A 15362-nucleotide genomic window follows, 5' to 3' on the forward strand; every position below is an offset into this window, starting at 1 on the left:
GCGTGCAAATCGGGGCGCACTGCGTGGAATTATTTCTGTTGATCGCCTGTCTACGGCGTCAACAGGCGAAAAAACCAACTACATCTGCTTTTCGCAAGTCATGAGGCACATATGAGCGACGACGATCTGGAAAACGACGAACTCGAAGTAGGCGACGAGGACGAGGCTGACGAGGGCCTCGAATCCGCCGCCGAAGATGGCGCAGAAGACGCAGCTGTCGACGACAGCCCCGCACCGGCCGCCAAAGGCAAGGCCAAGGCCGTTTCGGTAGAGGAGCTGCCCAGCGTCGAAGCCAAACAGAAGGAGCGCGATGCGCTGGCCAAGGCCATGGAGGAGTTTCTGTCCCGTGGCGGCAAGGTGCAGGAGGTCGAGGCCAACGTGGTCGCCGATCCGCCCAAGAAGCCGGACAACAAGTACGGCAGCCGCCCTATCTGAGTTGTGCTGCACCCGAAAAGCCCGCCGTCGCTGCGGGCTTTTTCATGCCTAGCGGATTCGTGCCCGTCAGGCCCAGCGCGCAAGCACGTCCGGCAATTGCGACAGGCGCTGGATCTGCGCATCCGGCGCGACCGGCCCTTTCCAGGGCAAGCCCCGTGGGTTGAACCACACCGCTTTGAGACCGGCACGTTGCGCTCCGGCGATGTCGTCGCCCGGGTGGTCGCCTACGTGCACCGCGCCCGAAGCAGCCACGCCGCTACGGCGCAAGGCTTCGAGAAAAGGCGCTGGGTCGGGCTTGCCGATGCCGACGTCCTCGGCGCACAGAGCGAAATCGAAATAATCCGCCAGGCCCAGTCGCCGTACATCGGCATTGCCGTTGGTGACCACACCCAAGGCGTAACGCTGGCCGAGCAGCTCCAGCATGGGTTGCACCTCGGGGAAGATCTCCAGCTGGTGCCGTGCGTGCAGGAAGGTTTCGAAACCCTCGGCGGCCAATGCTTCGGCGGTCTGCTCGTCGTAACCGGCGTCAGCCAGGGCATGGAACAGCACCCGCCGTCGCAGCTCGCTGATGCGATGCTTGAGGCCAGGCTCCGCCAGCACCAGCCGAGCGCGCACGTCTTGCAGGTGCTCGACCGGCATTGCCGCCAGCTTGGGCGTGTTGGCCTGCAGCCAGTCGCGTAGGACGACTTCGGCGCTGGCGATCACCGGGGCGGTGTCCCACAAGGTGTCGTCGAGGTCGAAGGTGATCAGCTGGATGCTCATGGGTCTGTGCCTTTCGTGCGTTTGGCCCGGGGGTGGGCGCTGTCGTACACCGAGGCCAGGTGCTGGAAGTCCAGGTGGGTATAGATCTGCGTGGTGCTGATGTCGGCGTGGCCGAGCATCTCCTGTACGGCGCGCAGGTCCTGGGACGATTCCAGCACGTGACTGGCGAAGGAGTGGCGGAGCATGTGCGGGTGCAAGTGTTGGCCCAGCTCGCGCTCGCCGGCGAGCTTGAGGCGCATCTGAATCGCGCGCGGGCTGAGGCGTCGACCCTGGCGGGTGATGAACAGCGCGTCGTCCAGCGGAGCGCCGAGCCCGCGTATTTTCAGCCAGATGTGCAAGGCTTCGCGGGCCTTGCGGCCCACCGGTAGGATGCGCGTCTTGTTGCCTTTGCCGAGCACCTGGACCAGGCCGTCGCCCAGATCCAGATGGGCGCGGTCCAGTTGCACCAGCTCGGACAGGCGCAGGCCGGAGGAATAGAACAGTTCGAGAATGGCCTGATCGCGGCGGGCGATGAAGGTGTCGTCGACGCCGCCGTCGAGCAGTTGCACGGTGCGGTCGGTGTCCAGGGTCTTGGGCAAGCGCCGTTCGCCCTTGGGCGGCGACAGGCCTGCGGCGGGGTCGTGCTGGCACAGGTCCTCGCGTACCAGATAACGGTACAGGCCGCGTATGGCCGACAACAGCCGGGCCAGGCTGGCGGACGACTGCCCGTCGTGGTGCAGCCGTGCCACGAGCTGACGCACTTGCTGCAACTGCAGGTCGGTCCAGCGCTCGATACCCTGCTTGGCGCAGTAGTCGAGCACCTTCTGCAAGTCGCGTCGATAAGCCAGGCGCGTGTGCTCCGACACCTGGCGCTCATTGCGCAGATGCGCGCAATAGGCGTCCAGCTCGACGTTCATCAGCGCACCGAGCGCAGGGTTTGGGTGAAACGCGGAATCACGCGACCCAGTACGTCGGCGATGTGGCTGAGAAACAGCGAGCCGACGCTGCTCTTGTAATGCTGGGGATCACGGCTGCCGAGGGCCAGTACCCCATGCAGGCCCTGGTGTTCGAGGGTGGCGACGGCGCTGGAGCCGACATCCTTGCGCTGTTGCTCGCCGAACAGGAACGTCAGCTCATGCTCGCGCAGATTGCCGCTGACCGGCTTGCCACCACCCATCAGCGCACCGATGGCCACCTGCGCCTCGCTGCTGGGGACCCACCGACCCACGGGCGTGGCGTGCTCGCTGAACAGGATCAGGCTGACGAAGGGTACCTTGAAGTCCTGGCGCAGGCTGTCTTCAACGGCGATCACCACTTCTTCCAGGCTGCCCGCATCGAGCAGGTCGAGGATCAGGCGGCGGGTCTTGTCGAACAGCCGGTCGTTGTCGCGAGCGACGTCCATCAACTGGGACAGCCGATGGCGCATCTCGATGTTGCGCTCGCGCAGCAGCTTGAGCTGGCGTTCCACCAGCGACACGCTGTCGCCGCGCTGGTGGGGAATGTGCTGTTCGAGCAGCAGTTCGTCGTGTTCGGCGAAGAACGTCGGGTGTTCGCGCAGGTAGGCGATCACCGCTTCGGTATCGAGGCTCGTGGCCTGGGGTACTGGCTGATCGGTCATGGGCGCTTACTCGGTTAGAGGCGAACCTGTCCTTCATAGACACGCACTGCAGGGCCGGTCATGCGCACCGGCAGGCCCGGGCCGGCCCACTCGATGTGCAAGCGGCCGCCGGGCAGGTCGAGGCTCACCGGCGAATCCATCCAGCCTTGGCTGATCGCCGCTACGGCGGCAGCGCAGGCGCCTGTGCCGCAAGCCTGGGTTTCCCCGGCGCCGCGTTCCCAGACCCGCAGTTTGGCATGGTGGCGGTCGACGACCTGGATGAAGCCGGCGTTGACCCGTTGCGGGAATTGCGGATGGTGTTCGATCTTCGGCCCCAGGCCGTGCACCGGCGCGCTGTCGATGTTTTCGACGCGCAGCACCGCGTGGGGGTTGCCCATCGACAGCGCGGCGATCGGATACGCCTGGCCGTCGATTTCCAGCGGATAACTCAGCGCCTGGGCCGGTGCCACGAACGGGATGTCGGTCGGCACGAAGCGCGGCGGCCCCATGTCGACGCACACTTGGCCATCGTGCTGTACGTCGAGTTCGATGATGCCGCTCTTGGTTTCGACACGGATCAGCTTCTTCGCGGTCAGGCGCTTGTCCAGCACGAAGCGCGCGAAGCAGCGCGCGCCGTTGCCGCACTGCTCGACCTCGGAGCCGTCGGCGTTGAAGATCCGGTAGCGGAAATCCACTTCCGGGTTGCTCGGCGCTTCGACGATCAGCAGTTGGTCGAAGCCGATGCCGGTATGTCGGTCACCCCATTGCCGGGCGTGCTTGGGCTGGATATGCGCGTGCTGACTGACCAGGTCGAGGACCATGAAGTCGTTGCCCAGGCCATGCATCTTGGTGAAACGCAGCAGCATGGGTTCACTCCGGCAGCAGGCTTTCGCCGGCGAACAGTTCGGGGATGGTCTCGCGGCGACGCACTTCGAAGGCTCGGTCGCCGTCGACCAGCACTTCGGCGCAGCGGCCACGGGTGTTGTAGTTCGAACTCATGACGAAGCCATAGGCGCCTGCCGACCCCACCGCCAGCACGTCGCCTTCGGCCAGGGCCAGAGTACGCGACTTGGCGAGGAAGTCGCCGGTTTCGCAGATCGGCCCGACGATGTCGTAGTCGCGGCCGGGCTCGGTGCGCGGAACGACGGCGCTGACGTCCATCCAGGCCTGGTACAGGGCCGGGCGGATCAGGTCGTTCATCGCTGCGTCGACGATGGCGAAGTCCTTGTGCTCAGTGTGCTTGAGGTATTCCACGCGGGTCAGCAGCACGCCGGCATTGGCCACGATATAGCGGCCCGGTTCGAACACCAGGGCCAGATCGCGCGTACCGATACGCTCGCGTACGGCTTGGATGTAGTCGGCCACCTGCGGCGGCTGCTCGTCGCGATAGCGCACGCCGACGCCGCCGCCGAGGTCGAGGTGGCGCAGGTGGATGCCGCACTCGCCCAGGCGGTCGATCAGCATCAGCAAACGGTCGACCGCGTCGAGGAAGGGCTCCAGCGTGGTCAGCTGCGAGCCGATGTGGCAGTCGACCCCGACGACGTCCAGGTTCGGCAACTGCGCCGCACGTACGTACAGCGCTTCGGCGTCGCCGATGGCGATGCCGAACTTGTTTTCCTTGAGGCCGGTGGAAATGTACGGGTGGGTGCCGGCGTCGACGTCGGGGTTGACGCGCAGCGACACCGGGGCCTGCTTGCCGAGTTCGGCGGCGACCACTTGCAGGCGCTCGAGCTCATCGGCCGATTCCACGTTGAAGCAGTGCACGCCCACTTCCAGGGCGCGGCGCATGTCGTCGCGGGTCTTGCCTACGCCGGAGAAGACCACGCGATCGGCACGCCCGCCGGCAGCCAGCACACGCTCCAGCTCGCCGCCGGAGACGATGTCGAAGCCTGCGCCCAGTCGCGCCAGGACGTTCAGCACGCCCAGGTTGGAGTTGGCCTTGACGGCATAGCAGACCAGGTGCGAAGTGCCCTGCAGGGCATCGACATAGCTGCGGTACTGCGCTTCGATGTGCGCGCGCGAATAGACGTAGGTCGGCGTACCGAAACGCTCGGCGATGGCCGACAGCGCGACGTCTTCCGCGAACAGTTGACCGTCGCGGTAGTTGAAAGCGTCCATGGAAACCCCTTAGTGCTGGTGCGACGTGTGCTTGCCTTGGCCGTCTTTGCTGTCGTCAGGCAGGTACAGAGGACCTTTCTGGCCGCAGGCCGAAACGAGGCAGGCCACCGCGACCAGCGCCGCGAGGGAGGAAATCAGACGCTTCATGGGCGAAATCCTTTGAAATAAGCAGTATTTGCGCCCGAGTATACCCAGCACCCGGCACCTTGCCTATGTGAGCGCCCGTCGGCCTGACGGCCTGATCCGTGGCGATCGGCGCTAATCTTTGCATTCCCGGCAAAGCGCCCGTATCTTGCCCGGCTTGCCTGTCAGCCGCCCTTTCCGAGGTTCCCGCAATGAGTTTGAGCGAAGCACATTTCCACGATCTGGTCGACGCCACGCAGCAGGCGCTCGAAGACCTGTTCGACGAAAGCGGCATGGACCTGGACATGGAAAACTCCGCGGGCGTACTGACTGTGACGTTCGAAAACGGCAGCCAGCTGATCTTCAGTCGTCAGGAGCCGCTGCGCCAACTGTGGCTAGCCGACCGTTCCGGTGGTTTCCATTTCGACTACGACGAAGAAAGCGGCAAATGGACCTGCGAGAAAAGCGAAGAGCTGCTGGGTGAAATGCTCGAACGCATCGTCTGGGAGCGGGCGGGCGAGAAACTGGATTTCTCCGAGATCTGACATGAGCACGCCTGTCCGCCCTCCCAAGCCGCTCTACAGCAACGTCAGCCCGGCGGTGAAGTCGCCGTGCATCAGCATCTGCCGACTCGACGAACACAAGGTGTGCACCGGCTGCCAGCGCCCGGTCGAACATATCCGCGAGTGGCGTTCGGCCGACGACGCCCGGCGCCGGGAAATCTGCCGCCAGGCCGAGGCACGCCGCCAAGCCTGAGGCGTGGGGTTGAGTATTCGCCCGGCTGTGTTAGGGTCGGTCGATGCATCGCTGACGCCATACGTCTCCATGAACCCCGCCCTTGGGCGGGGTTTTGCTTTATTCGCCGGCTGATATTTCCGTTCAAAGGAGCCTGACTGGATCATGAGCACCAAGCCTTCCCTCATTCTCACCCGACTGGACGTACAGCGTCTGGAGCAACTCATCGACAGCCTCGACGAATCCGTGCCGGGCGTGCTCGCCCTGCAGGAAGAGATCGACCGGGCCGAGCAGGTGGTGGGACATGAGGACGTGCCGACGGGTGTGGTGACCATGAATTCCCGGGTGCATTGCCAGGAGCAGGGCAGCGGCAAGGACTATCACTTGACGCTGGCCTACCCCAGGGACGCCGGCAAGGAGCACCACGTATCGGTGCTCGCGCCTATCGGTGGGGCGTTGCTGGGGTTGTCGGTAGGCGATGAGATCGACTGGCCAGCGCCCGGTGGCAAGACGCTCAAACTCAAGCTGCTGGCGGTAGAGTATCAACCAGAGGCAGCAGGCGATTACGCCCTGTGAGTGGATGGGAGGCCCGGCGCCTTGGGCCTCCTGCAAGCCGGTCAGTTGCCGCGCATTGCCTGCGCGCGCAGTCGGCAGGCATGGATGCAGTTGTCGACCAGCCGACTACGCAGCGTCCAATCGGTGTTGATGATGGCGAATTTCTGGATATAGCTCTGCAGATCCCGAGACTCGAACCACAAATCTAGCTTGTCGCTGAAGTCGTCGGGGGTGAACACCCCTTTGTTGTATTTGGCGCATTGGATCGACCAGAGCTTGCCACTGCGATTCCGATCCGCTGCCTGATCCATGAACGTCTTGAGCTCGTCGGTCGAAGGCGTGTTTTCACCCATCCATACCTGTTCCACACCCGGCCAATGCTCACCACGTTTGGCATGGTGGTAGGCGATGACCACGGTTTTTCCAGGATGCTCGTGCCAGAGTCGGTCCAGTGTCAGGTCACGCAACGCGTGCGGGATCAGGCGCTGACCCATGTGCTTTCGCAACATGTCCTGCAGCCATGTGTGCTCGTTGTCGCCGAAGTTGTCCAGTTCGTGGAAATCGAGGATGACGATTTCCCGCTGATTGGCGGGATCGTCGTAGAAGTGGTTCAGCCGGTTGATCACATCGCCAAGCAGCGTGCGCCCCGATGGATTCAGATGGTAGAGCTTGTAGCGGCCGATTTCGTCCGGGGTGTACTCGCGGTTGGCGCGCACCCGCAGATCGAGCACCCGGACGCCGTTCCGGATCTGATCGATACACGGCACATCCTGGGTCACTTCCTGGGGTACGGTCAAAGTGTCGGCTTGTTTATCCATGCCCGAGTCGTGGCTGCCGGGCAGGATCAACTGGTCGATGCGCAAGCAGCCGATTTCGGGCGAGTCGCCCATCCAGTGTTGGTGATTCATAGAGCGCTCCTCGAGGGTTCATGAGGGCGCAAGCATTGGGCTTCGCTGGTCCACGGTGCAGTGGGAAACGGCACCCGGATGGTGCGCGCTCGGCATGCTGCTTGCCGATTTGACAAGGCTCTATCGAACCTGGCCTTCAGTCGCTGCTCGGAGGGCGGGCCATTTCCCGAATTCAACGCTGTCGAGCAGCGCTTCGATGCGGTGCTCGATAGCCTTTGCGTGGAGAGGACAGAAGCAGCGTACTTTCAACCGCGGCCGCCGTCGGTCCTGGCCCAGCTCCTCGTGCAAGTCGCGCAGGTACCGCACCAGAGCATCCTTGCCGTGATAGCGCTGCACCAGCACTTCGTTCCAGCTGTTGAGGGTGACCTGATCGAGGCTCGACACCCAGTGTCCGCATGAGCCTGCATTGCTCGACACGCCGGGGCGCGGGTTCGTTTTCGGTGCATGGCAGGCGCGGTCTGGTTGCAGCGGGTCGATCCCGACATTGACCAGCAACAGAACCTCGTTCGCCACGCTGGGCTGTAGCAGGTCCGTGTCGCTGATGGCCGACAGTGGCAGCGGCAGATGCTGGCGCAAGCAGCTCAGGATATGAGACAGCTCTCGCTCGTCCAGATCGCTGGTGCCTGGGTGCAGCGCCAGACGTGTGCCGCTGTCGATCACGCCGTTGCGGTGCGCCCAAGTGAGCAGCTCGACCAGCCCGCGATTGCGTTTGATAGGGGTGATGGCCAGCCATGCATGCGCCGTCAGGTTGCCGGGATACAGCGCCCAATGATGGCTGCCGGGGTCCTGTCGGTTGGGCGAATGCACCAGGGTCAGAGCGCTCTCGGCCAGATCCGGCGCAATGCCGGGGTTGATGACTTCGATCTTGCCGGCGCGGCGCTCGAAGGCGGCATACAGGCGGCGCCCCAGGACGTCCAGATCACGCTGTTCGGCGCGGCTGTCGGCCCTGCTGTCACGGGCATAACGGGTCAGGAAACGGTAGGCGTGATTCAGTTCCATCACCAGTTCGCTGCGCGACTGCAGCACCTGGCCGACCTTCCACTGGCTGCGGCTGTCGAGCAGCCGTAGCGTGCGTTCGTCCCAGCCCCATTCCTCGGTCAGGCGCCGCAGCAGGTTGCGCTGCCAGCCGCTGCAGCCTTGTTCGGCGCTGCCGAGCTTCAGGTCGACCTTGAGGTAGAGGCTGCGCCGTACCAGTTCCAGACGCCGGGTTTCACCACGGCTCAGCAGGTATCGCTCGATGCGCCTGTACACCATCACGTAGGGGTCGAGCTCGTCGAGGTCGAGACGGTTGGCGTACACCGCAGCCTTGAAATCCAGGCTCAGGCAGCGCAAGGCGGGATGATCGCCGGCGTAGGCTTCGGTCAGGAGCAGTTTGAGCAATGACTTGTACGGCGATTCGAGGCCCTTGTAGAGCTGCCAGAGTCCGGCACCGACGAATTCCTTGGGCGGAATCCATGCCAGATGGCCCAAATCGAAATGTTCGTGGCGATGGATGAGGCGTTTGTCGAGCAGTGCCTGGACGTAGGCCTGGTAGCGACCCTCTTCGCACATCGGTATCAGCCACCACAGAGGCGTCTGTCCGGCCAGCCAGATGGCAGTGCGGTAGAACTCGTCGAGCAACAGATAGTGCTGGGTATGGCCGCAATCGTCGGAGCTCAGTGTGCCCGCGCGCGCTCCGCGGGCAAAGCCGGCGCAGTCGATCAGGAACAGATGGGCGTCGGCGCCCTGGGTCGCGGCCCAGCTTTCCAGCACCTGACATTTGTGCCGCAGCTCGGCCAGCGCTTCGCCATCGAGGTCGGCGCGGTGGCACACCCATACGTCCATGTCGCTCTGCTCGGCCTGCGCCAGGGTGCCGAGGCTGCCGATCAGGTAAAGGCCCAGAAGCGGGCGAAGGGCATCGCCGCGCTGTGGCCCGTACTCGAAAGCGCGGGTCAGGCGCCGGGCCTCGGCCAAGGCGTCGAGCCCCGGCTCGAAGCCGGCGATGCCCGCAGGGGTGGTGCCCGAAACGTAGCCGGGCAGCAGCGGGTGGTTGATGTGCAGCAGGAGCGGCAGCAGGGTCAACACGCGCTGCTGGCGGCTCGACAAGCCCTCCCGAGCACGCCATAGGCGCCCCTGACTGAGCTGCAGGAAGCGCGCACGCAGAGTGGCCAGCACCTTGCGATCGATGCCTTGGGCAAGGTCTGTGCGAATCTCGTGGGGATGATCCATTGCGCACTCGGCGGCGGGGGCTGCGCGAGTTTAGCCTGAGTGGCAGGTAGGAATAAGAGGTCGGTGAAAAATTGGCGTCATTTTTACAGCGATGCGGCCAAGCCGCTGTTACCTGGCTTGGCCCGTTTTGCGCGGCGACCCGTCAGGCCGGCTGTGCGACGCCGAGGATGGTCAGCAATTGCTGCGCGCTTTGCGCAGCGTCGATGCCCAGGCTGGTCAGATAACCGCCATCGGGCTGGCTGAGCAGTTGTTTGTCATGCAGGCGCTGGGCAGCGTCGATCAGAACGGGAGAAGCGTTGCTGTGAACTTTGATGCCTTCTTGAGTGCTATCGAGGTTGAACAGAGCGAGGACTTCGAGTTCAGCGATCAGGTCAGGGGTAAAGGACATGGCGACTCCAGACTTCCGAGGATGGAGGACGGCGCCGCCTGCGGTTGGGCAGCGCCTGAGCCTGGAGTGTAGTCAGACTTATTCGTCGTCGCCTTGATCGATCGCAGCGACCAGTTCCGGGGGCAGCTCGGGTAGCGCGCGCAGAGCCTGCTCGTACCAGGCGGTGTCGAACGGGCGGTCGTCGGCCAGCATGTTCTCGATCTCGAAGGTCAGCACCATGGCCATCAGTATCAGGCTGTCTTCGCGCGGCACGCCTACGAGGGTCAATTTGTTCAGCGTGGCCTTGGTTGCTGGCGGTTCGCCGCTGGCGATCTGGTTTTCGATGACTTCGATCAGCGCGTCTTGTGCGGAGGGTAGATCATCGTCGTTGTCGAAATCGTCGGACTGGTTCATGGCAGTGCTCCTGAAAGGTGAAGGCTCAGTCTGCCATGCCTGTCCTGGCAATGTCCGCCCATCGATCGCAGGCATGACGCTGGTCAGCGCCACGGCGACGGGCTATAAACCCCCGTTCCCACCCCACACGGCCTGGAGGCTGTTCCAATGCTCAAGCTGCATGGTTTTCCGGTAAGCAACTACTACAACATGGTCAAGCTGGCATTGCTGGAGAAGGGCGTACCCTTCGAGGAGGTGCAGTTCTTCCCGGGGCAGACGTCCCAGGCGCTGTCGGTCAGCCCGCGCGGCAAGGTGCCGGCGCTGGAGACCGAGCACGGGCTGCTCAGCGAGACCAGCGCGATCCTCGACTACATCGAACGCACCCAAAGTGGCACGCCGCTGCTGCCGAGCGACCCTTTCGCCCAGGCAAAGGTGCACGAACTGATGAAGGAAGTGGAACTGTACATCGAGCTGCCGGCACGCACCTGCTACGCCGAATCCTTCTTCGGCATGCCGGTGGAGCCGCTGGTGAAGGAAAAGGCCCGTAGCGAGCTGCTCGCAGGCTTCTCGACGGTCGAGCGCAATGGCAAGTTCGCCCCCTATCTGGCAGGCGAGCAGTTGACCTTGGCCGACGTGATGTTCGCGTTTTCCGTGGACCTTGCGGCCGCGACCGCGAAGAAAGTGCTCAACCTCGATCTGCTGGCCGATTTCCCGAAAATCGCCACCCTGCTCGCCAAGCTGGGCGAGCATCCGCACATGGCGAAGATCCGCGCCGACAAGGATGCCGCCATGCCCGGGTTCCTGGAGATGATGCGCAACAAGAAGTGATGCGTCGCACAAGCGATGCGAAGGCGGGGGCGCTGGCGCCCCCAGGCTTCAACGCGCGGCCAGAAGCGCCTGGCCGCGCACGACGGCGGCGCGGACCTGCGCCGGTGCGGTACCGCCGATGTGGTCACGGGCATTGACCGACCCTTCCAAGGTCAGCACCGCGAACACGTCCTGCTCGATCTGGTCGCTGAACTGGCGTAGCTCGTCGAGGCTCATCTCGGCCAGGTCCTTACTGCTGTCGACCCCGTATCTGACCGCATGGCCGACGATCTCGTGGCAATCGCGGAAAGGCAGGCCGCGGCGCACCAGATAATCGGCCAGGTCGGTGGCGGTGGAGAAGCCGCGCAGTGCCGCTTCGCGCATGATGGCATGGCGTGGCTTGATCGCCGGGATCATGTCGGCGAAGGCGCGCAGCGAGTCGCGCAGGGTGTCGGCGGCGTCGAACAAGGGCTCCTTGTCTTCCTGGTTGTCCTTGTTGTAGGCCAGCGGCTGGCCTTTCATCAGGGTCAACAGGCCGGTCAGTGCACCGAAGACACGGCCGCTCTTGCCACGCACCAGTTCCGGCACGTCGGGGTTTTTCTTCTGCGGCATGATCGAGCTGCCGGTGCAGAAACGGTCGGGCAGTTCGATGAACTGGAACTGCGCACTGGTCCACAGCACCAGCTCTTCGGAGAAGCGCGACAGGTGCATCATCGCTACGCTGGCCGCAGCGCAGAATTCGATGGCGAAGTCGCGGTCAGAAACGCCGTCGAGCGAGTTGCCCGACACCGCTTCGAAGCCCAGCAGCGAGCAAGTCAGGTTGCGGTCGATCGGGTAGGTGGTACCGGCCAGCGCTGCGCTGCCCAGCGGCATGCGGTTGGTGCGCTTGCGGCAGTCGACCAGGCGCTCGTAGTCGCGGCTGAGCATTTCGAACCAGGCCAGCAGGTGGTGGCCGAAGGTCACCGGTTGCGCGGTTTGCAGATGGGTGAAACCGGGCATGATGGTGTCGGCTTCGCGTTCGGCCTGCTCCAGCAGACCCTGCTGCAGGCGGGTGATTTCCGCCAGGATCAGGTCGATTTCGTCACGCAGCCACAGACGGATGTCGGTGGCGACCTGGTCGTTGCGGCTGCGTCCGGTGTGCAGTTTCTTGCCGGTGATGCCGATGCGGTCGGTCAGGCGCGCTTCGATGTTCATGTGCACGTCTTCGAGGTCCACGCGCCAGTCGAACTCGCCGGCTTCGATCTCGCACTGGATGGTCTGCAGGCCGTCGACGATGGTGTCGCGTTCGGCATCGGTCAGCACGCCGACTTGCGCCAACATGCTGGCGTGGGCGATCGAACCCATGATGTCGTGGCGGTACAGGCGCTTGTCGAAGTCGACCGAGGCGGTGAAACGGGCGACGAAGGCGTCGACCGGCTCGCTGAAGCGGCCGCCCCACGACTGATTGGTCTTGTCGGTGGTCATGGATTCACTCATTGCAGGCGTGAAGAAAAGTGCCGCCGATGATATCAGGGGTTATCCGGCCTGTCGCAGGACGCGGGACCGGGTAACGGTCGGCCATTTATGTGGATCGACTTCACAACGATCGATTCATGGATTGAACGGCAGCGTTCCAGGGAGCGTCTACAGTTGCACAGAGGCTCGGCAGAAACTGTCCGGTCGCTGAATCTTTGGCCATTGCATCGGTCTAGAGCGTGATTGCGGTGCCGGTCTGCCGCCACCTGTCTACGCATCGCCCGTGCGAGACTCACTCAGGAATCCAGCGTAATCATGAATGTCCTGATCGTTGACGATGAATCCCAGTCCCGCGACCGTCTCAACCGGTTGTTAGGTGAATTAGAGGGTTATTCCGTGCTGGAGCCGAGCGCCACGAATGGCGAAGAGGCTCTGGCGCTCATAGACAGTCTCAAACCCGACGTCGTGCTGCTCGACATCGGTATGGAGGGGCTTGACGGCCTGCAGGTGGCAGCACGACTGTGCGAGCGCGAAGCGCCGCCTGCAGTGGTGTTCTGCACAGGCGACGACCAATACGGCAGCGAGGCGTTTTCCGACAGCGGTTTGAGCTATGTCACCAAGCCCGTCGAATTGGCCGCACTGCGCGACGCCCTGCGCAAGGCCGAGCGGCCGAACCGTACGCAGTTGGCCAAGCTGACCCGTCCGGCCAATGAAGCGGGCGGCGGTCCGCGCAGCCACATCAGCGCGCGCACGCGCAAAGGCATCGAGCTGATTCCTCTGGCGCAAGTGGTCTACTTCATCGCCGATCACAAATACGTGACCCTGCGCCATGAAGGCGGCGAAGTGCTGTTGGACGAGCCGCTCAAAGCGTTGGAAGACGAGTTCGGTGACCGCTTCGTGCGCATCCATCGCAATGCGCTGGTATCGCGCGAGCGCATCGAGCGGCTGCAACGCACGCCGCTCGGCCATTTCCAGCTTTACCTCAATGGCCTGGACGGCGATGCATTGACCGTCAGCCGGCGGCATGTCGCCGGCGTGCGCAAGATCATGCCGCAGCTCTGAAGAACGTAACCCAGGGCCCCTTTGTGCGCCAAGGAAGGCGTGCCATGACCTGGGTCTGCTGGCCAGGCCAGGTGATTTGCTATCATCGGCAGCATTTCCTTTGCCTCGGTGTGCTCCATGTCTACCCGCGAAATCCGCATCGCCACCCGTAAGAGCGCGCTTGCCCTTTGGCAGGCCGAGTATGTGAAGGCACGTCTGGAGCAGGCTTATCCCGAGTTGCACGTGTCTCTGGTGCCCATGGTCAGCAAGGGCGACAAGCTGCTCGACGCGCCATTGGCGAAGATTGGCGGCAAGGGCTTGTTCGTCAAGGAGCTGGAAACGGCATTGCTGGAAAACCAGGCAGACATCGCTGTCCATTCCATGAAGGACGTGCCGATGGATTTCCCCGAAGGTCTGGGGCTGTTCTGCATCTGCGAGCGGGAAGACCCGCGCGACGCATTCGTGTCCAACCGTTTCGACAGCCTGGATGCCCTGCCGGCCGGCAGCGTGGTCGGCACATCCAGCCTGCGCCGCCAGGCCCAGTTGCTGGCACGCCGGCCCGACCTGCACATCCATTTCCTGCGCGGCAACGTCAATACCCGCCTGGCCAAACTCGATGCCGGCGAATACGACGCCATCATCCTGGCAGCGGCGGGCTTGATCCGCCTGGGCTTCGAAGGCCGCATCACTTCCACCATCAGCGTCGAAGACAGCCTGCCGGCCGGTGGTCAGGGCGCAGTGGGTATCGAATGCCGCAGCGAAGACACCGAAATCCATGCCTTGCTGGCGGTGCTCGACCATACCGACACGGCCGATCGGGTAAGCGCCGAGCGCGCCTTGAACAAGCGTCTCAATGGCGGCTGCCAAGTGCCGATCGCCTCCTATGCGGTGCTCGAAGGCGAGCAGCTGTGGTTGCGTGGGTTGGTCGGCCAGCCAGATGGCGGGCAGTTGCTCACCGCACAGGCCCACGCGCCGCGCACCGATGCCGAGGCGCTGGGGGTGCAGGTGGCCGAAGCGTTACTGGCGCAGGGTGCGGGTGAGATCCTCAAGGCCGTTTACGGTGAGGCCGGCCAACCTTGAGCGGCTGGCGTCTGCTGCTGACGCGCTCGTGCGAAGACAGCCAGGCGGTGGCCGATTATCTGGGTGCGGCCGACATCTTTTGCAGCAGCCTGCCGTTGCTCGACATCGAGCCGGTGCCCTTGGCCGCAGCGCAACGGGCTTGCCTGGACAGGCTGCGCGACTATCGGGCGCTCATCGTGGTCAGCAAGCCGGCAGCGCGGCTGCTGTTGCAGCATCTGCACGGCGCTGGGCTGCAAGCACCCATGCAGGCCTGGTTTACCGTGGGCGAAGCGACCGGACACGTCCTAGGGTCCCATGGCCTGCAGGTCAGCTGGCCGAACGACGGCGACGACAGCGAAGCGTTGCTGGCATTGCCAGCGCTGGTCCAGGCGCTGGCGACGGACCGGCCGCGGGTGTTGATCGTGCGCGGAGTGGGAGGTCGCGAACTGCTGGCCGAGCGTCTTGCCGAGCAAGGTGCTAGGGTCGATTATCTGGAACTGTATCGCCGTGGCCTGCCGCCTTATGGCCCCGGCGCGCTGACCGAACGGGTCGACGGGGAACGCCTCAATGGCCTGGTGGTCAGCAGTGGGCAAGGTCTTGAACATTTGCACCGACTGGCGGGCGTCGATTGGCCTCGTCTGTCAAGAATGCCGTTATTCGTGCCTAGCCCACGTGTTGCCCAACAGGCGCGCGAGCTGGGTGCGCAACAGGTTGTGGAATGCCGTGGCGCCAATGCCGCGGCCTTGCTGGCAGCCGTGCAGCGCAGTGCTGTACCTGCCTTGTCAGGGTGCTAAGCCATGGGCGGCGCCCCTCTGCGAAG

The 15362-nt window shown here is 63.9% G+C and carries 18 protein-coding genes and 1 pseudogene; 8 read left to right on the forward strand and 11 right to left on the reverse strand.

Features of this window, described 5'->3' with window-relative positions:
- Window positions 1–111 precede the first annotated feature (111 nt).
- Window positions 112–435 carry a transcriptional regulator SutA gene (gene sutA / locus AA0Z93_RS08365; RefSeq protein WP_413049046.1) on the forward strand — a complete coding sequence of 108 codons (324 nt, stop codon included), beginning with the start codon at window positions 112–114 and terminating at the stop codon, window positions 433–435.
- Between the two features lie 66 nt (window positions 436–501).
- Here the strand turns inward: sutA and AA0Z93_RS08370 are convergent, their stop codons facing one another.
- From AA0Z93_RS08370 to lptM, 6 genes are read right to left on the reverse strand one after another with little or no spacing between them, the layout of a single operon-like run.
- On the reverse strand, window positions 502–1197 hold the full coding sequence (locus AA0Z93_RS08370) for an HAD family hydrolase (RefSeq protein WP_413049047.1): 696 nt from the start codon (window positions 1195–1197) through the stop codon (window positions 502–504).
- Window positions 1194–2093 carry a tyrosine recombinase XerC gene (xerC, locus tag AA0Z93_RS08375; protein WP_413049048.1) on the reverse strand — a complete coding sequence of 300 codons (900 nt, stop codon included), beginning with the start codon at window positions 2091–2093 and terminating at the stop codon, window positions 1194–1196. Before xerC ends, AA0Z93_RS08370 begins: the two co-directional genes overlap by 4 nt.
- Window positions 2093–2794: a DUF484 family protein gene (locus AA0Z93_RS08380; protein ID WP_413049049.1), complete on the reverse strand. Its 702-nt coding sequence runs from the start codon at window positions 2792–2794 to the stop codon at window positions 2093–2095. The genes xerC and AA0Z93_RS08380 overlap by 1 nt, the downstream gene beginning before the upstream one ends.
- Before the next feature lie 14 nt (window positions 2795–2808).
- Window positions 2809–3639 carry a diaminopimelate epimerase gene (gene dapF / locus AA0Z93_RS08385; RefSeq protein ID WP_413049050.1) on the reverse strand — a complete coding sequence of 277 codons (831 nt, stop codon included), beginning with the start codon at window positions 3637–3639 and terminating at the stop codon, window positions 2809–2811.
- 4 nt (window positions 3640–3643) lie between these two features.
- On the reverse strand, window positions 3644–4891 hold the full coding sequence (gene lysA / locus AA0Z93_RS08390) for a diaminopimelate decarboxylase (RefSeq protein ID WP_413049051.1): 1248 nt from the start codon (window positions 4889–4891) through the stop codon (window positions 3644–3646).
- Window positions 4892–4900: 9 nt separating this feature from the next.
- Window positions 4901–5038, reverse strand: a complete 138-nt coding sequence (gene lptM / locus AA0Z93_RS08395) for an LPS translocon maturation chaperone LptM (RefSeq protein WP_296269168.1) — start codon at window positions 5036–5038, stop codon at window positions 4901–4903.
- A 188-nt stretch (window positions 5039–5226) separates the two neighbouring features.
- Between lptM and cyaY the strand changes: the two genes are divergently transcribed.
- From cyaY to rnk, 3 genes are all read left to right on the forward strand, one after another.
- Window positions 5227–5559, forward strand: coding sequence for an iron donor protein CyaY (gene cyaY, locus AA0Z93_RS08400; RefSeq protein ID WP_413049052.1), 333 nt, complete (start codon window positions 5227–5229; stop codon window positions 5557–5559).
- Between the two features lies 1 nt (window position 5560).
- Complete coding sequence (locus AA0Z93_RS08405; protein ID WP_413049053.1) at window positions 5561–5770, forward strand: DUF1289 domain-containing protein; 210 nt, start codon at window positions 5561–5563, stop codon at window positions 5768–5770.
- A 144-nt stretch (window positions 5771–5914) separates the two neighbouring features.
- Entirely contained in the window at window positions 5915–6325 is a 411-nt protein-coding gene (gene rnk / locus AA0Z93_RS08410) for a nucleoside diphosphate kinase regulator (protein WP_413049054.1), read from the forward strand.
- A 41-nt stretch (window positions 6326–6366) separates the two neighbouring features.
- On the opposite strand, the gene AA0Z93_RS08415 is transcribed toward rnk, so the two are convergent.
- The 4 genes and pseudogenes from AA0Z93_RS08415 to AA0Z93_RS08430 all read right to left on the reverse strand — a co-directional run bounded on the left by AA0Z93_RS08415 (window position 6367) and on the right by AA0Z93_RS08430 (window position 10201).
- Entirely contained in the window at window positions 6367–7212 is an 846-nt protein-coding gene (locus AA0Z93_RS08415; protein WP_413049055.1) for a hypothetical protein, read from the reverse strand.
- 171 nt (window positions 7213–7383) lie between these two features.
- Window positions 7384–9420 (reverse strand): annotated as a pseudogene (locus tag AA0Z93_RS08420) (class I adenylate cyclase); the annotation flags it as partial.
- A 142-nt stretch (window positions 9421–9562) separates the two neighbouring features.
- Window positions 9563–9808 (reverse strand): TIGR02647 family protein, encoded by a 246-nt coding sequence (locus AA0Z93_RS08425; protein WP_413049056.1) that lies wholly within the window; start codon window positions 9806–9808, stop codon window positions 9563–9565.
- Between the two features lie 78 nt (window positions 9809–9886).
- Window positions 9887–10201: a hypothetical protein gene (locus AA0Z93_RS08430; protein ID WP_413049057.1), complete on the reverse strand. Its 315-nt coding sequence runs from the start codon at window positions 10199–10201 to the stop codon at window positions 9887–9889.
- Between the two features lie 147 nt (window positions 10202–10348).
- Between AA0Z93_RS08430 and AA0Z93_RS08435 the strand changes: the two genes are divergently transcribed.
- A complete protein-coding gene (locus AA0Z93_RS08435) occupies window positions 10349–11008 on the forward strand; it encodes a glutathione S-transferase family protein (protein ID WP_413049058.1) in 660 nt (219 codons plus the stop codon).
- 48 nt (window positions 11009–11056) lie between these two features.
- Here AA0Z93_RS08435 and argH read toward each other — a convergent pair whose 3' ends face one another.
- Window positions 11057–12451 (reverse strand): argininosuccinate lyase, encoded by a 1395-nt coding sequence (argH, locus tag AA0Z93_RS08440; protein WP_413049059.1) that lies wholly within the window; start codon window positions 12449–12451, stop codon window positions 11057–11059.
- A gap of 306 nt (window positions 12452–12757) precedes the next feature.
- Here argH and AA0Z93_RS08445 point away from each other — a divergent pair, with 306 nt between their 5' ends.
- From AA0Z93_RS08445 to AA0Z93_RS08455, 3 genes are all read left to right on the forward strand, one after another.
- Window positions 12758–13504 carry a LytR/AlgR family response regulator transcription factor gene (locus tag AA0Z93_RS08445; RefSeq protein ID WP_413049060.1) on the forward strand — a complete coding sequence of 249 codons (747 nt, stop codon included), beginning with the start codon at window positions 12758–12760 and terminating at the stop codon, window positions 13502–13504.
- Window positions 13505–13621: 117 nt separating this feature from the next.
- Entirely contained in the window at window positions 13622–14563 is a 942-nt protein-coding gene (gene hemC, locus AA0Z93_RS08450; RefSeq protein WP_413049061.1) for a hydroxymethylbilane synthase, read from the forward strand.
- Complete coding sequence (locus tag AA0Z93_RS08455; protein WP_413049062.1) at window positions 14560–15336, forward strand: uroporphyrinogen-III synthase; 777 nt, start codon at window positions 14560–14562, stop codon at window positions 15334–15336. Before hemC ends, AA0Z93_RS08455 begins: the two co-directional genes overlap by 4 nt.
- Window positions 15337–15362: the final 26 nt, after the last annotated feature.

Source organism: Pseudomonas phoenicis, assembly GCF_047302395.1.
Classification (GTDB): Bacteria; Pseudomonadota; Gammaproteobacteria; order Pseudomonadales; family Pseudomonadaceae; genus Aquipseudomonas.

Bases quoted from the DNA above. Each gene is read 5' to 3' on its own strand.
- hemC (WP_413049061.1), top strand. From the start codon at position 13,622: ATGTCTACCCGCGAAATCCGCATCGCCACCCGTAAGAGCGCGCTTGCC.
- AA0Z93_RS08445 (WP_413049060.1), top strand. From the start codon at position 12,758: ATGAATGTCCTGATCGTTGACGATGAATCCCAGTCCCGCGACCGTCTC.
- AA0Z93_RS08370 (WP_413049047.1), bottom strand. From the start codon at position 1,197: ATGAGCATCCAGCTGATCACCTTCGACCTCGACGACACCTTGTGGGAC.
- dapF (WP_413049050.1), bottom strand. From the start codon at position 3,639: ATGCTGCTGCGTTTCACCAAGATGCATGGCCTGGGCAACGACTTCATG.
- rnk (WP_413049054.1), top strand. From the start codon at position 5,915: ATGAGCACCAAGCCTTCCCTCATTCTCACCCGACTGGACGTACAGCGT.
- cyaY (WP_413049052.1), top strand. From the start codon at position 5,227: ATGAGTTTGAGCGAAGCACATTTCCACGATCTGGTCGACGCCACGCAG.
- AA0Z93_RS08405 (WP_413049053.1), top strand. From the start codon at position 5,561: ATGAGCACGCCTGTCCGCCCTCCCAAGCCGCTCTACAGCAACGTCAGC.
- lptM (WP_296269168.1), bottom strand. From the start codon at position 5,038: ATGAAGCGTCTGATTTCCTCCCTCGCGGCGCTGGTCGCGGTGGCCTGC.
- AA0Z93_RS08415 (WP_413049055.1), bottom strand. From the start codon at position 7,212: ATGAATCACCAACACTGGATGGGCGACTCGCCCGAAATCGGCTGCTTG.
- AA0Z93_RS08430 (WP_413049057.1), bottom strand. From the start codon at position 10,201: ATGAACCAGTCCGACGATTTCGACAACGACGATGATCTACCCTCCGCA.
- argH (WP_413049059.1), bottom strand. From the start codon at position 12,451: ATGACCACCGACAAGACCAATCAGTCGTGGGGCGGCCGCTTCAGCGAG.
- AA0Z93_RS08380 (WP_413049049.1), bottom strand. From the start codon at position 2,794: ATGACCGATCAGCCAGTACCCCAGGCCACGAGCCTCGATACCGAAGCG.
- AA0Z93_RS08435 (WP_413049058.1), top strand. From the start codon at position 10,349: ATGCTCAAGCTGCATGGTTTTCCGGTAAGCAACTACTACAACATGGTC.
- lysA (WP_413049051.1), bottom strand. From the start codon at position 4,891: ATGGACGCTTTCAACTACCGCGACGGTCAACTGTTCGCGGAAGACGTC.
- xerC (WP_413049048.1), bottom strand. From the start codon at position 2,093: ATGAACGTCGAGCTGGACGCCTATTGCGCGCATCTGCGCAATGAGCGC.
- AA0Z93_RS08425 (WP_413049056.1), bottom strand. From the start codon at position 9,808: ATGTCCTTTACCCCTGACCTGATCGCTGAACTCGAAGTCCTCGCTCTG.
- sutA (WP_413049046.1), top strand. From the start codon at position 112: ATGAGCGACGACGATCTGGAAAACGACGAACTCGAAGTAGGCGACGAG.